Below are 13,963 nucleotides of genomic sequence, written 5' to 3' on the forward strand. Positions count from 1 at the left end.
CACTTATTGATCCCCCCTAACCCCCCTTTTTAAGCTATCCATTACCCACATCTTTCTTAACATGAAATTTGACAAAAGAAAGCGGTTATGCTGGGGTAAGGAGACAAAAAAATTATCAGTGAATCTAGAAAATGAACATGACAAGAAACAGAAGCTCATAAAAGCCTGATTTTATAGAATTGATTTCTGCTGAACATCGAAACAAGCTGACAGGATGAGGCGATGATTAATTAACCATAAGAGACTGACAAACAAGCCAACCTTGAACAAGATCATGTAATCGGCTCAATCCACGCCAGAGAACTTTTACACCTGGAGAACCATCACCTTTTCGACCCAAAAAACCACCTAATCGAGCAATCCAATCGACAACTTCAGCCAGCGTCGGTGGCGATTTAAGAGGATAAGTTTGATGATGTACGGTGGCATAGAGAATTTGCCACTCGTGAGTTTCTAAAATTTGTTCACAACTGGCATCTGGTGAACAACGAGCTAAATAAGTCAACCACAACAAACGCCAAGCAACTATACTGTAGGTCGCTAAAGCCATCTCTAATCTTCGCGCCGTTTCGAGTTGTAACTTTTCAATTCCACAACCACTTTTTAAGACATAATGATAACGTTCAATTAACCACCGATAACAATACCATTGCACATACTTCTTCACATCTTCAAGATGGGTAATTTCTAATGTGGTCAGAAGTAACCAAGTAATCGGTTCAACCTCTTTTGGTGGGTCAACTTCAGTGACTAAAATTGCCTGTAATGTCATCGGAGCTAGTTGTTCTTTTTTGGCTCGATTTTGAGGGGCTTCAATAGTAATCGTGGCATAACGAATCGTCAGTATAGCTGTTCTGGAAGGTCGCGTCGGATTGCGTTTGACCTCCACCGTCATTGTGCCTTGAGGCTCTACAGACTCTAAAGTTTCCCATAAACGCTGCTCACAACCATCCAAACAGCGATTTTGAGTAGCACGAATCAAAAAATCTGACCCTTGAGTGCGAGGACAAGCAAGTAAGTCATAAAAATCGGCTTCTCGGTCGGCAATTGTCACTACTTGTACTGAAGAAGGAATTATTGACTGTGTTGTGATTAAGCCATCAAGCCATCTTTGACTTTCTTTTTCTGCGGTTGGTTTTTGTTTCCTTTGTTCCGCTTTTCCTAATTCTTCTTCTTTTCTTGACCACACCTCTTGCTCGATGATGCCTAATGGTATTCCCTGTGTACTGACTGTTAATACTGAGTGGACTTTTAATCCTTTGGCATATTTGCTGTCCAGATATCCTGTTCCTGATAGGGCTTTGTGGCTGGTGTAATTCAGTTCTGTTGTATCTTGTATTGCCAAGACTACCTGATGCTTGGCGATTCGCTCTACTGTCGCATTTTGATGTCCTTGTCTAATCATAGATGGTTTGATGTAGGGTGAATCCCAGAAGTTATATGTAGCTTTGGTTTGTGACCATGTAACACTTGCTTGCGGTACACTAGCTTCTGGTTTTTCACTTAAGTTTGAGACTATTTTCATTAACCTTTTGGTTCTTCTTTGATCCCCTAATTCGGTTTTTTCTAGTTCTTGCTTGATCCACTCTTCCATTGACTGACTTTGGTTGAACTCAGGTATTGCTATAGAGACTATACAATTCCTCGATTTTGTCAACCTTTATGTTAAGAAAGATGTGGGTAATGGATAGCTTTTTAAGGGGGGAAATCAATCAAAGTCCCCCTTTTTAAGGGGGATTTAGGGGGATCTAAAAGTATTTGATACATTGCCAGAGATTTTTCAAATATCCTCTTAATTATAGGGGGCGTTACGGCTAATTGATGTTATCTCTAAGCATCAAAATTTGATGTAGCCGTAACACACCCTACCACCATTGGTGACAAGTTAAGGAAAAGGGAAAATTGTCAAGGGTGGTATTTGTAGTGGTCAAAAGCATGGGAAACTCAGTCTAGACAAGTAATTGAGCGATTGAGTCCAGTCATGACCACCAGCAAAAAAACCAATAGAGACCACGCCAAAAAGAAACACAGACCAATGGTGGAAGACGAAGTAATTGCAGAGCAACTGGAAAAATTATTGACCCCAGCGATTACAAATCAAGAAAATTACTACCGAAAACTAGGACTCAGAGAACGGATACTGAATTTACCATTGATGATGGCTGCGGTACTAACCTTGTTATGGCGAGACATAGCCGGAGTCAGAGAACTGACAAGAATGTTAGCTAGAGACGGTTTTCTGTGGTGTAATCCTACAAAAGTTAGTCAACAAGCTGTATCACAGAGATTTTTGACATTTCCATCAGAATTATTTGAAAAAGTATTTAAAGATTTACTGCCTAGTTTAAGAACAGCTTGGCATAGTAGAAATAAACGACCGTTGCCAGAAAGTATTCAGTTTACATTATCAAAATTCGAGAAAATTTGGATAGTAGACGGGTCAACACTGGAGGCATTGTTTAGAAAATTACAAAGCTTAGAGTCGGCTCAAAGAGGGCAATTAGCAGGAAAAATGAGTACAGTCATTGATTTAATGACCAGATTACCTGTAGAAATTTGGTTTGAAGAAAATCCCAAGGCATCTGACACTAAATCGGAAGAAAATATCCTAAATTTAGTTACAACAAGAACTTTACTCTTATTAGATAGAGGTTTTTATCACTTTAAGTTTTGGCATCAGTTAATCGAGAAAAAAGTTGACTTTATTACGAGAATAAAAAAAGGAGCAGCAATCAAGATAGAACAGGTATTTACAGATAGCTATGGACTCAGGGACAGAAAGATACGTCTGGGTTCTGGCACAAATAAGACCCCATTTATTACCTTACGGTTAATTGAAGTGCGTTCTGGAAAAACATGGCATTCTTATTTAACAAGCGTTCTAGATCCTAATGTTTTACCCCCTTATGTTGTAGCCGATTTATATCGACGACGTTGGCGCATTGAAGATGCTTTTAATACTGTCAAAAGACTCTTAGGGCTAAGTTATTTATGGACGGGTTCAATTAATGGGATTAAGTTGCAGATTTGGGCAACTTGGTTATTTTATGCGGTTTTAGTAGATTTAGGTGATGCTGTAGCTGACGAACTTTCTCTGCCTTTTGATGAGATTTCATTAGAAATGATTTATCGTGGTCTTTATCATTTTACGATGGCTCATCAAAAAGGTAAGGCAACAGACCCTGTTAAGTATTTTGCTGACCCTCAAAATCGAGATTTAGGGATTATCAAACAGAAGCGAAAACCAAACATTAAGTTAATTGTCGCTCCTTTCCCTGATCTTCAACGAGGGTCTGACCAGTTTTTCTTCAACAATTCTCTCAAAGCCTCTTGACAAAAGATTTACAGCCTTAACTTGTCACCAATGGGTGTTGTTTGGTTGTTGTAATGTATCGCATGGTGCTGTGAGCATGGCGTTACGGCGACGGATTCCCATTATGTATTTATCCCAGAAGGGCAGATATTTTGGCAGGTTGCAAGTAGAAGGTGATGCGAAAGTTGAATATTTGATGTTACAGGTTGAGCGTTGTCAAAATCCTGAATTTACACGCACTCAAGCAGAAGTGATTGTCACAGCTAAAATCCATAACTCTCGAATATTATTAATGCGCTTAAATCGGAGAAAATCGCCAGATTTTGATGACAATCTTGTCAAAGAAGCCATAAAAACTTTAGATATTTTGATGGATAAATTACCGTTTGCAGAAAGTATGGATGCTTTGCGAGGATATGAAGGAAAAGCAGCAACAGTTTATTTTCAAGCATTGGGAACTTTATTCTCTGGGGCGTTTAAATTCGAGAAACGTACCAAGCGTCCACCGACTGATCCAGTGAATAGCCTTTTAAGTTTAGGATATACATTACTTAGCCAAAATGTTTTCTCATTTATCCAAGCTGTAGGATTGCACAGTCACTTTGGTAATCTTCATGTCCCCCGCGATAATCATCCAGCTTTAGTTAGTGATTTAATGGAAGAATTTCGCGCTCAACTAGTTGATTCTTTAGTTGCTTATTTGATTAATTCCAATATTTTCACAGCAGACGATTTTACTCTTCCTGATGAAAGAAGCGGTGTATATCTTCAACCCCATGCGTTGAAAAAGTTTCTCAAGCACTGGGAAGAAAAGCTGCAATCTGAGTTAACACACCCAAATACAGGATATAAAGTTAGCTTTCGCAGGTGTTTAGAGTTACAAGTGCGGGAGTATGTAGCTTGTCTGACGGGAGAGGTGAAGATATATCGTCCAATGATTTGGAAACCTTAATAGAGAGATTGCATTTCGCAAGTTGCTATGGTATTGTTTATACCAACATCTGCACCTTGAAAATTTAATCAGTAAATATTCTCGGCTTTGAACTTAATAGTTAGTTTCCGAAAGCTATTTTGTTAAGAAGTGTAAACTGGGGGGGTTGTACAAACGCCGAAAGGCTGATTATTTCGTAGACCCCCTCAGATGCCTGACTGTATAAGGGTTTGAGTTACTTCCAGAATGTAGTTATTCTCAATAACTATGGTCTATTGACAGGTAAAATCGACCCCCCTCAGTTTTACAGTTCTGTAAGCCTTATTTGGTAAGCCTTCTGTAACAGTAGGGTTTTAAATCTCTTACCCCTCACGGGGATGGAAACTTTTCTGTTTTTCGGATCTCGTGCTTTAGTTTTTTTCGTTTTAAATCTCTTACCCCTCACGGGGATGGAAACGATACATAAGAAATAGTATCATGAAACGAACCTCATCGTTTTAAATCTCTTACCCCTCACGGGGATGGAAACTTTCGTGAAATTACCTAAGTTACTTTCCAAAAACTTAATGAGTTTTAAATCTCTTACCCCTCACGGGGATGGAAACTCTTTTAAAAAGAAGGGCAAAACTGCCCAATCAATACAAGTTTTAAATCTCTTACCCCTCACGGGGATGGAAACTTGCTTTAAACGATTCAGTCAGCTCGTTATTTTTTTTCGTTTTAAATCTCTTACCCCTCACGGGGATGGAAACTTTCGCTTGTGTTTTGCAATAGGCGATAGAGTTCTAAGGTTTTAAATCTCTTACCCCTCACGGGGATGGAAACCAAAAGCTGGCACAGTAACTTCTAATCCTAAGAGATAGAAGTGTTTTAAATCTCTTACCCCTCACGGGGATGGAAACTTCACGATCTAGCTGTGCTAGTCGCTTCATTTCTGGGTTTTAAATCTCTTACCCCTCACGGGGATGGAAACAAAACTCTATTCCTGGCCTTTAAAGACTGGAGGAACAGGGAGTTTTAAATCTCTTACCCCTCACGGGGATGGAAACATTTTTGGCATCATTTTCTTGAGTTCCGCAATCAAAGTTTTAAATCTCTTACCCCTCACGGGGATGGAAACTAAGAGGGCGAACTGAGGAGCTGTTGCATCCACAAGTGTTTTAAATCTCTTACCCCTCACGGGGATGGAAACTTGGATGCCGATACTCCAAATATAACATCATTGGGAAACAATCTTTCAGTTTTAAATCTCTTACCCCTCACGGGGATGGAAACTTGGATGCCCCCCTTGTCTGGGTAGCCCACAAAAATGTTTTAAATCTCTTACCCCTCACGGGGATGGAAACAATTATTGCAATTCTTTTATCTTGCGTACAACTTTGTGTTTTAAATCTCTTACCCCTCACGGGGATGGAAACGAACTGTCGGATGATTGTTGCCCTGAAGGACAAACAAATGTTTTAAATCTCTTACCCCTCACGGGGATGGAAACAATCCAATACTCCAAGGTTTCCTTGAGCATAAAGTACGAGTTTTAAATCTCTTACCCCTCACGGGGATGGAAACAAGTCGGAAACCTTTACAGTACCGTTGACAATTTGGGTTTTAAATCTCTTACCCCTCACGGGGATGGAAACACTCCAAAGTAAAGAGCTTGAATGAAGCCAAAAGAACGTTTTAAATCTCTTACCCCTCACGGGGATGGAAACAATATGTTTGACTAAGCGATTTTTCAGCTCTTCGTAAAGGTTTTAAATCTCTTACCCCTCACGGGGATGGAAACTTTACGGCTGAAGCAGAACCAAAACCAAAAACGAGTTTTAAATCTCTTACCCCTCACGGGGATGGAAACTACTCCAATGGGGTCAGGACTTTGTACCCATTCTCTGTCATCGTTTTAAATCTCTTACCCCTCACGGGGATGGAAACGGTATAAAATATTGAATAGTTTTCAACCATTCAATTTGGTGTTTTAATTCCTTATAATTAGTGTAAAAAACTCACTTTCATTGAAAAATGGAGGTAGATAAATGATTCAATCGCTACCAATTACTATTAATGTTGACCAGTTTCTAGACTGGTATCCAGCTAATTCAACGCAGTTTCGTTACGAACTGCATAATGGATTTATCAAGCAAATGCCACCACCAACAGGAGATCATGAATTACTTATTGCATTCTTGATCAAGCAAATTGTGCTGGAGTGCGCCCGTCTTTCAAAACCCTATGACATTCCTAAAATGGGGTTTGTTCAATCATCTGAAAGTGAATCTGCTTTCTTACCCGACTTACTGTTGTTAAATCGCCTCAATTTAGTCAATGAGCCTTTGTGGAGAAGTAAATCAACAGTTAGTCAAGCGTCATCAATTCCATTAGTTATAGAGGTTGTCAGCACAAACTGGCGTGATGATTACTTTACCAAGCTTGGTCAGTACGAAGCTATCGGTATTTCCGAATACTGGATTGTAGATTATGCGGCTTTGGGTGGTAGAAAATTTATTGGCAATCCTAAACAAGCAACTATCTCAATTTACTCGTTATTTGAAGGGGAATACCAAGTTAAGCAGTTCCAAAATGGCGATCTCATCGAATCGTTAGCTTTTCCAGACTTAGTTCTGACTGCTGAACAAATTTTTGAATCGGCCAATCCACAGACCTAGTAACGCAAGTCAAAAGTCAAAAGTTTGATATATCAAGGCTTTTGCTTGTTTGAAATGGTCTTCTTATTTACGATGTATACATTTTTACTTTTTCTTTACTAAGTAAACGAAAATGATTATGTAATTGCTTGAATCATTAAACTATAGCTAAGTCGGGAGTAGTACCTCCGGCTTTTTTTATGCCTTTTTAGCAACTCATATAACCCATATACGAACTCATATAAAAATAGGATTTATGCAAATACGAACTCATATATCAACCTGACAAAATTGAAATATAGGTAAGGAAAGAAAATTTTCTCACCTACAACTAAACCTAGTTGACTTCAATTTATGTCTACCATTTACATCACAGAACAAGACATATCTTTTCAAATTCAACACCAATATTTAAAGGTGTTTCATCAACAGAATCAACGCATTAGTATTCCAATTCGCAATCTCAGCCAGTTCATTATTTTTGGTAATATCAGTTTACCAAAAGAAGTAATTAAAATTGTTACTTCACATCAGATTCCCGTGTTATATTTAACTCAAACTGGTGAATATTTAGGACGATTAGAAAATCCATCCCAACTACAAGCAAAATATCTCACCTACCAACGTAGACGCGCACGCGATATTGAATTTAACCGTGCTACAGCAGAAAGTATTATCTGGGCAAAACTGCACAATCAGCATACTGTTCTGCAAAACTGGACTCGCCACTATGCTAATCACACAACTCAACGAGCATTAAATTACTTGATGCTGTTGATGGATAACTTACCAGTAGCTTCAGGAATAGATCAACTGCACGAATATAGCCAGGAAGCTGATAACATCTATTACTGTGCTGTTGCTTCCTTAATCAGTTTCTACAATCAATGTCCGCCTACAACTACGAAGCGCATTAGCGGACTAATCAATTTGGGAAATCAACTCCTACATCAATATATTTATACACTGTTGAACACGGTAGGACTTGACCCCAATTATCCAATTTTACACCGCGATATTCATCAAGAACTGCCCTTAGCATGGGACTTTACCGCCGAGTTTCGCGCCCCGATTGTTGATGATTTAGTGTTAAATTTTGTCCGCAATTCAACTAACACCAATGGTAACGGTAATGGGAATGGTAAAAGCCATTCACAGAAACTTCTACAAAAATTTCTCCAACATTGGGAAGGAAAACTGCGAACTTTCGTATTGCATCCTTATGCTGGAGAAGTAAGTTATCGTCAATGTCTTGACTTACAGGTGCGGGAATATCTTGCATCTTTACTGGGAGATGTAGAGTTTTACCGTCCCCTAGCGTTAAAGTTTCATCCTGCAAATTCTGATTTCATCAACACTATCAAACCGCCAACTGTTCCCCTAAAGCTGGTGAAACGATGATGTTTTATTTGGTTTGCTACGACATCGTGAGCGATACCCGGCGCAATAAAGTAGCGAAACTTCTGGAAGCTTACGGTTTGCGGGTGCAAAAGTCGGTTTTTGAGTGTGTGTTGGATGAAAAGCAGTATGAAAACCTATCCAAATACCTCTTCCGACTCGTTAACAAACGCGAAGACCAAGTGAGATTTTACCCTATGTCTGCACACAATCGTTGCAAGGTCGCAGTATTGGGAACGCAACCTGAGTTTGTAGTAGACGATGCTGCGTTTATAGTTTAGCTCACGCAACCCCTAACAAAGTATTACCCACATAAATTATCGCAAAATGAACGCTTGGAAAAAAGCACGCGCTCCACCTGTGCAAAAATCTCTGCGCTTTCGGTCGAGTTTGGACATTGGACATTCGGAAACTTTTGAATGCACATTCAAGCTGTCAAATTCCGTTTGATTTTCGCTGAAAAAGCCCAAGAACAACTTGATTCCTTATCCCCAAAAGACCGTAAGCAATACGATAAAGCTTTTGAATGTTTCGCTAATAATGGGGCTGCATATCGTAGTTTAAGAACTCATCGCTATCGTTGTAAAGATGGTGAACTCTGGAGTTCTTCTGCATCAATGGCGAAACGGTTTTACTGGCATTATACGGAGGAACAGAGCATCATTATCACACATTTGGATTCGCACTAATCACGTAATAAATAAACGTGAGTTCGATAAATTTGGAAGAACTCTTCTCCATAGCTTGCTTCTCTTACGTTCCCTGCGGGACGCTAACGCGAACGCGTAGCGTGTCGTAGACAGACGCTACCGCGAACCCCTAGAGTACCTCTCCCCGCGTTGGCTGCGGTGTACACACAAGTGCTACCCACATACATTTCAGAACCTTGAGAAAATTCTCAACTGTCATGTTGAATGTAGCGACAGCGAAATGTTCGCTGAAAGCGTTCCCGCAGGGTAACATCTAGAGACTACGGTGCAAGTCCGAGATTCTTCCTTCCAGTTCCTACCCTACGGGAACGCTGGCGCGAACGCTTCGCTCAGGACTCCACTCAGAATGACATTGAAGGGCTATAAAGCAAGTGGTGACTGGGATTTTAAGACTTGTGTGTACACCGTAGCCCCGCGTTGGGGAGAGGCTTAAAACCCTCATTCTTTGGTACTCAGTTATAGATTTTGAGCAGCCTTACCTACAAGAAGGGGTTGGGGTTAGGTTCTGTCCAACTCACGTTAAATAATCAGGACTTACGCAAGTGTCACAATTGGTGGTTGGTGCGTGACGCTATAAGTCTCATGACTACGTTTAAATCTTCTCGCTGCGTCACACACCCTACAGGAAAAATATGCCAGTTGCGTAAGTCCTAATAATGTTGGGTTTCACTTCCTTACACCCAACCTACTACTTTTTACAACTTCTGAGCTTGGCTCTGTCTTTTGGTTTTTTACTTTTTACTTTTTACTTATTTATCATGTCTAATCTTCGTCGAATCACCACACGCGAACGACATCTGATTTTACTCTATAGCAATTGGGAGTTTAGCATAACACCAGCACAATTTTATGCCAAATGGGGTGTAAGTTATGAGCTAATTGCCTTGATATGTTCCCGTTCTGATTCAACCGTTCGAGGCTGGTTTAGAAATGGCTCTAATCGACGCTATCCCACCCATAACGATTTACTCCATTTAGCTTTGATGGATTTCTTTCTGGAACATTTTGAAGAGATTCCCGAACAGGTTTTGCATTGGTTGAATTTTGACAATAAGCAACCTGATTTGAAGTAATTCACAAAATATTCATCTTGTCAATATCAGCTTGCTCTGTCTTGTCTCATATTTTTTACCTACTGTGATGAAGTCAACTTAAAAGCTGATTTTTAGATGGATTAATTACCAGCTTTTGTGAGGTAGTTTTATGAACTATTATGAGCAATTACATCCGTGGTGTATTATTCGTGTTTTATCTAATCAGCAGCAATTGGATAACACAGGTGTCTCATCGCCAGTTGATAACCTGGCTAAGAAGCACCAAAAAGTAATTGTTGTTGCACGATTTCGTCGCCGCGATGATGCAGTTGCTTACTCACAAGTGCTGAATAATTCCATCAAGGATGTCGATTTTGCGATTATTTTTGATGTGCAAGGAGTGCAAAATTCATCTAAAAAGGATGCTTTGAGTTGACTAATTTCCTATCACCTACGTTTTGATTAATGCCACTGACCCAAACAATTCGCAGTTCGCAATTGCGGACGTAATTGTCAATTGGTTCACTCAGGGTACAAGCCCCCACTGATTTAATTGCGAATTGGTTTGACATTTATGCTTGGTAATCACTAGATTTCTCTAATATTTAGAGATATATCAAGCGATATCTGATGAAGTGGTATTACATATATTTTTTATCTCCAGTAGAGCTTTAGGTTCTCTGGAGATTTTTTATGATGGGGGGTTTGATACGGCTATGTTGATATTGTGAAGATTTATACTTAAATTCGCCAAGTTGCTTGAAGAGTAAAGCATGATTTGATATTATCGCAGTCAGAAAAACAGCACCTTGAAAAGTTAATATTAAGTTTCCAAATGAAGTAAAAAGTATTATTTGTGACCAATAATACGCAAATTTTTAGCGGGGGTCAGGCGATCGCCAAAACGCTCATTCTTGCGTTGACCCCCGCGAAAAGCTTACCCAGTAAGCATTTGAACAGGGTCTAATAGTCTTTTATTCTCAATAACTTGAGATTATTGACAGGTGAATTGCACCCCCCGCTAAAATGGGTATCTGTAACCCTCTCTGCATAAGGCTTCTACAAGGGTAGGGTTTTAATTCCTTTACCCCTCACGGGGATGGAAACGTTGGGTAGAGGAGTATTTTTCCCACAGGAGCAATCCGGTTTTAATTCCTTTACCCCTCACGGGGATGGAAACAGCGACACCAGTGGCAGTGATGAAAACACCAATGAAAGAAACGTTTTAATTCCTTTACCCCTCACGGGGATGGAAACTAGTTACTCTAAAAATCGCTTAGGCGATCTACTGAGTAGTTTTAATTCCTTTACCCCTCACGGGGATGGAAACTTAGGGTACAAATACTCAATTATCAGAACTGCCAAGTTTTGATTCCTTTACCCCTCACGGGGATGGAAACATAATCAATAGCGGGATTTAGTAGCGGTGATGTAATGCGATCGCAGCATGACCACTATGGAGACTGTATTTGATAGAATAGATAGGCAATGGTGCGATAAATACAAACAAAGTTTTTTGCTGATGTCAGCTAGAGATTTATTTCATGAAGCGGTTAAAAAAGCACTCCAGAAAGAAAATTGGATAGTTACTGATGATCCCCTACAAATAGAATTTGAGGAGGTGACGCTGAAAATAGACTTAGGTGCAGAAAGGCTGATAGCAGCAGAAAGAAAAGACGAAAAAATAGCCGTTGAAATTAAAAGTTTTGCGAGTAACTCTGCGGTTAGCGACTTTCATACAGCATTAGGACAGTTCTTGAACTATCAAATTGCACTGGAAGAAAACGAACCAGAACGTGAGTTATATTTGGCTGTTCCAGTTGATGCTTATGAAACGTTTTTTCAGACTAAACTTGCCCAAATTGCCGTGCGGCGACATCAACTAAAACTAATCGTATATGATCCAATTATGGAGGTGATTGTGAAATGGACAAACTAGAGCAATATCGCCAATATATCCAAAATATTTTAACTAAACACGGTCAGTATAAACTGCACCGTGAAGAAATTGAAAACCAATTAATATTCGATACAATGCACGACCACTATCAATTGATGCGTATAGGGTGGAATGGCTTAAGTCGTGTGTATCACGCTGTTATTCATTTTGATATTAAAAATGATAAAATCTGGATTCAGCAGAATATGACAGATGTGGACTTAGCACAAGAACTGTTAGAGATGGGAGTACAAAAAGACGATATTGTATTGGGTTTGCAGCCACCATATAAACGTCCGTACACAGGATATGGAGTAGTAGTTTAATATAGTTACAGTATTAAGGGAAGTGCGATCGCTTAAGTTAAAGTTGGAATACAATAATGTGTGCGATCGCTCATGATTAAATAGAGAAGTAATCGCCATCAACAAAATACTTATGGATTGGCTACCTACAATTGATTTATCCCACATTTGGGATTTAGTTATTGCCCAAACTCCAACACCTACAACCACACCTTCACCAGTGGTAAATCCGGCAAAAAATATCAATGATATTGAACTACTCAAAAGCCAGTTAGAATTTCTCAAGGCTACCAATGGTCAACTAGGTGAAAGCTTTAACAGATTTGTTGCAGCAATGCAATTTACCTTAGTCGCATTTGGTTTTTTGGGCGGAGTTGTCGTTTTTGTATTTGGTAACAATTTAAAAAGTGCTAAAGAAGTTGCAACTCAGGCTATTCAACAAGAAATTGATAATCATATTGCCCGATTAGTAAAAAAAGAAGTTAGGAATGTTAAACGAACTTTGCAGCGCGAACGGGTTATTAGTTCAACTACTGTAGATTATTATTTACCATCATCAGATGGAGAAACAAATGAATATAAATTACTCGTAGCTAGGGAATTTAAAAATGTAAAATTTTGGAATAAAACAACGATTCCACAGAAGTTTTTAGCTGATGTATGTGTTTTAGATTTAGAAAACTCCGTTGATACTACGGGTAAAAAGTTTTCTGAGTTGTCACCAGATAAACGAGAAGAAACTGCCAAGGCAATTATTGATGAATTCCTACAGACCTTACCACAACAAGTCACTTTAATAATATACGTTGCTCCACCAGCAATAAAAGCAATTAATAATGCTACATTTAAGGGTAGATACTATGCACCAGCAAATACAGCAATAACGTTAGTAGGTATGGTTGCTGATGCTGCTTATGTAGCGCATGGGCAAAATAATTAGGTATAAAAATTTTTCAATCACCAAACTAGGAGATTATTTAGATGGTTTTTTAGGAACCCGTTCCCACGGTTTTGGCGGTTCTACAGGTTTAGGTGCTTCGGGTTGAGAATTTTTTATCGGCTTGGGAGAATCTGGTATTCTAGGACGTTGTAAATTTTTGGAATCTTCTGATTTCTTCGGTTCTATTAATTGGGGTGGTATAGGTTTAGTAGGTTTGAGTAACTGAGGACTTTCTAATGTTTTTATGTCTTCTGTTTTCTGAGGTTTTACTATTTTGGGAGTCTCTATAACTTTAGGAGTTTTTCGCACTACCACTTCTGTTGATATACCTGGTGAAATATCAGTATCATCATAATCATCTACTGTTTTGTAATACCGCATTAAGCGTTGCGACCAGCCTAAGATTTGGATAATTACTAAAGGCTTTTTTTCATAAGATTTGAGGTATTGATTACAAACTTCATTAATACTTTCATAGTAATTAGTTGTTTTTTTACTATGCCCAATTGTTTTTCCGTGTTCAACTAATTGTTCAATATATGTAAAAAACCTTGATGGTTTTCTTAATTTTTTATCAACATACGAATTTTGCTTAATTTTTGCGTCAAGATAAGTAATCAATTTACTTAACTCAGTGCTAATACCTTCTTTCCCAGGTTCAATACGTTTTTGCTCCTGATTCAAAAACTTAGCAATTTTATGAGCTATTTGTAAATGTTCCTCAGTTATAAAATAGTTAATATTAGTCATATTC

12 protein-coding genes, 1 pseudogene and 2 CRISPR repeat arrays are annotated in these 13,963 nt (G+C 38.9%); of the genes and pseudogenes, 11 read left to right on the forward strand and 2 right to left on the reverse strand.

Annotation, left to right across the window (positions count from 1 at the left end; genetic code table 11):
* Positions 1 to 226 precede the first annotated feature (226 nt).
* On the reverse strand, positions 227 to 1,594 hold the full coding sequence (locus L6494_RS27605) for an IS4 family transposase (protein WP_237991210.1): 1,368 nt from the start codon (positions 1,592 to 1,594) through the stop codon (positions 227 to 229).
* Between the two features lie 441 nt (positions 1,595 to 2,035).
* Between L6494_RS27605 and L6494_RS27610 the strand changes: the two genes are divergently transcribed.
* From L6494_RS27610 to L6494_RS27660, 11 genes and pseudogenes are all read left to right on the forward strand, one after another.
* Complete coding sequence (locus L6494_RS27610) at positions 2,036 to 3,334, forward strand: IS4 family transposase (RefSeq protein ID WP_237995764.1); 1,299 nt, start codon at positions 2,036 to 2,038, stop codon at positions 3,332 to 3,334.
* 34 nt (positions 3,335 to 3,368) lie between these two features.
* Positions 3,369 to 4,265 (forward strand): annotated as a pseudogene (gene cas1, locus L6494_RS27615) (CRISPR-associated endonuclease Cas1); the annotation flags it as partial.
* A 329-nt stretch (positions 4,266 to 4,594) separates the two neighbouring features.
* Positions 4,595 to 6,173: a CRISPR direct-repeat array (repeat unit 35 nt; unit sequence GTTTTAAATCTCTTACCCCTCACGGGGATGGAAAC).
* 101 nt (positions 6,174 to 6,274) lie between these two features.
* Positions 6,275 to 6,904, forward strand: coding sequence for a Uma2 family endonuclease (locus L6494_RS27620; protein ID WP_237996397.1), 630 nt, complete (start codon positions 6,275 to 6,277; stop codon positions 6,902 to 6,904).
* Positions 6,905 to 7,237: 333 nt separating this feature from the next.
* Positions 7,238 to 8,284 (forward strand): CRISPR-associated endonuclease Cas1, encoded by a 1,047-nt coding sequence (cas1, locus tag L6494_RS27625; protein WP_237996399.1) that lies wholly within the window; start codon positions 7,238 to 7,240, stop codon positions 8,282 to 8,284.
* Complete coding sequence (cas2, locus tag L6494_RS27630; RefSeq protein ID WP_237996931.1) at positions 8,284 to 8,562, forward strand: CRISPR-associated endonuclease Cas2; 279 nt, start codon at positions 8,284 to 8,286, stop codon at positions 8,560 to 8,562. Before cas1 (L6494_RS27625) ends, cas2 begins: the two co-directional genes overlap by 1 nt.
* A gap of 138 nt (positions 8,563 to 8,700) precedes the next feature.
* Entirely contained in the window at positions 8,701 to 8,970 is a 270-nt protein-coding gene (locus L6494_RS27635) for a hypothetical protein (protein WP_237996401.1), read from the forward strand.
* A 779-nt stretch (positions 8,971 to 9,749) separates the two neighbouring features.
* The gene (locus L6494_RS27640; RefSeq protein WP_237996402.1) at positions 9,750 to 10,064 is read left to right on the forward strand and encodes a hypothetical protein; all 315 of its coding nucleotides are present in this window, start codon (positions 9,750 to 9,752) and stop codon (positions 10,062 to 10,064) included.
* A 130-nt stretch (positions 10,065 to 10,194) separates the two neighbouring features.
* Positions 10,195 to 10,461 carry a hypothetical protein gene (locus L6494_RS27645; protein WP_237996404.1) on the forward strand — a complete coding sequence of 89 codons (267 nt, stop codon included), beginning with the start codon at positions 10,195 to 10,197 and terminating at the stop codon, positions 10,459 to 10,461.
* 636 nt (positions 10,462 to 11,097) lie between these two features.
* A CRISPR array of direct repeats spans positions 11,098 to 11,425; the repeat unit is 35 nt; unit sequence GTTTTAATTCCTTTACCCCTCACGGGGATGGAAAC.
* Between the two features lie 122 nt (positions 11,426 to 11,547).
* On the forward strand, positions 11,548 to 11,964 hold the full coding sequence (locus L6494_RS27650; RefSeq protein ID WP_237996933.1) for a XisH family protein: 417 nt from the start codon (positions 11,548 to 11,550) through the stop codon (positions 11,962 to 11,964).
* Complete coding sequence (locus L6494_RS27655; RefSeq protein ID WP_237996406.1) at positions 11,952 to 12,290, forward strand: XisI protein; 339 nt, start codon at positions 11,952 to 11,954, stop codon at positions 12,288 to 12,290. The genes L6494_RS27650 and L6494_RS27655 overlap by 13 nt, the downstream gene beginning before the upstream one ends.
* Before the next feature lie 112 nt (positions 12,291 to 12,402).
* Positions 12,403 to 13,209, forward strand: a complete 807-nt coding sequence (locus L6494_RS27660) for a hypothetical protein (RefSeq protein WP_237996409.1) — start codon at positions 12,403 to 12,405, stop codon at positions 13,207 to 13,209.
* A gap of 33 nt (positions 13,210 to 13,242) precedes the next feature.
* On the opposite strand, the gene L6494_RS27665 is transcribed toward L6494_RS27660, so the two are convergent.
* Positions 13,243 to 13,959 (reverse strand): hypothetical protein, encoded by a 717-nt coding sequence (locus L6494_RS27665; protein ID WP_237996411.1) that lies wholly within the window; start codon positions 13,957 to 13,959, stop codon positions 13,243 to 13,245.
* Between the last annotated feature and the right edge of the window lie 4 nt (positions 13,960 to 13,963).

Origin of the sequence: Nostoc sp. UHCC 0870, from assembly GCF_022063185.1 — a bacterium.
Taxonomy (GTDB): domain Bacteria; phylum Cyanobacteriota; class Cyanobacteriia; order Cyanobacteriales; family Nostocaceae; genus Trichormus.

Bases quoted from the DNA above. Each gene is read 5' to 3' on its own strand.
- L6494_RS27605 (WP_237991210.1), bottom strand. From the start codon at position 1,594: ATGGAAGAGTGGATCAAGCAAGAACTAGAAAAAACCGAATTAGGGGAT.
- L6494_RS27610 (WP_237995764.1), top strand. From the start codon at position 2,036: ATGGTGGAAGACGAAGTAATTGCAGAGCAACTGGAAAAATTATTGACC.
- L6494_RS27620 (WP_237996397.1), top strand. From the start codon at position 6,275: ATGATTCAATCGCTACCAATTACTATTAATGTTGACCAGTTTCTAGAC.
- cas1 (WP_237996399.1), top strand. From the start codon at position 7,238: ATGTCTACCATTTACATCACAGAACAAGACATATCTTTTCAAATTCAA.
- cas2 (WP_237996931.1), top strand. From the start codon at position 8,284: ATGTTTTATTTGGTTTGCTACGACATCGTGAGCGATACCCGGCGCAAT.
- L6494_RS27635 (WP_237996401.1), top strand. From the start codon at position 8,701: ATGCACATTCAAGCTGTCAAATTCCGTTTGATTTTCGCTGAAAAAGCC.
- L6494_RS27640 (WP_237996402.1), top strand. From the start codon at position 9,750: ATGTCTAATCTTCGTCGAATCACCACACGCGAACGACATCTGATTTTA.
- L6494_RS27645 (WP_237996404.1), top strand. From the start codon at position 10,195: ATGAACTATTATGAGCAATTACATCCGTGGTGTATTATTCGTGTTTTA.
- L6494_RS27650 (WP_237996933.1), top strand. From the start codon at position 11,548: ATGTCAGCTAGAGATTTATTTCATGAAGCGGTTAAAAAAGCACTCCAG.
- L6494_RS27655 (WP_237996406.1), top strand. From the start codon at position 11,952: ATGGACAAACTAGAGCAATATCGCCAATATATCCAAAATATTTTAACT.
- L6494_RS27660 (WP_237996409.1), top strand. From the start codon at position 12,403: ATGGATTGGCTACCTACAATTGATTTATCCCACATTTGGGATTTAGTT.
- L6494_RS27665 (WP_237996411.1), bottom strand. From the start codon at position 13,959: ATGACTAATATTAACTATTTTATAACTGAGGAACATTTACAAATAGCT.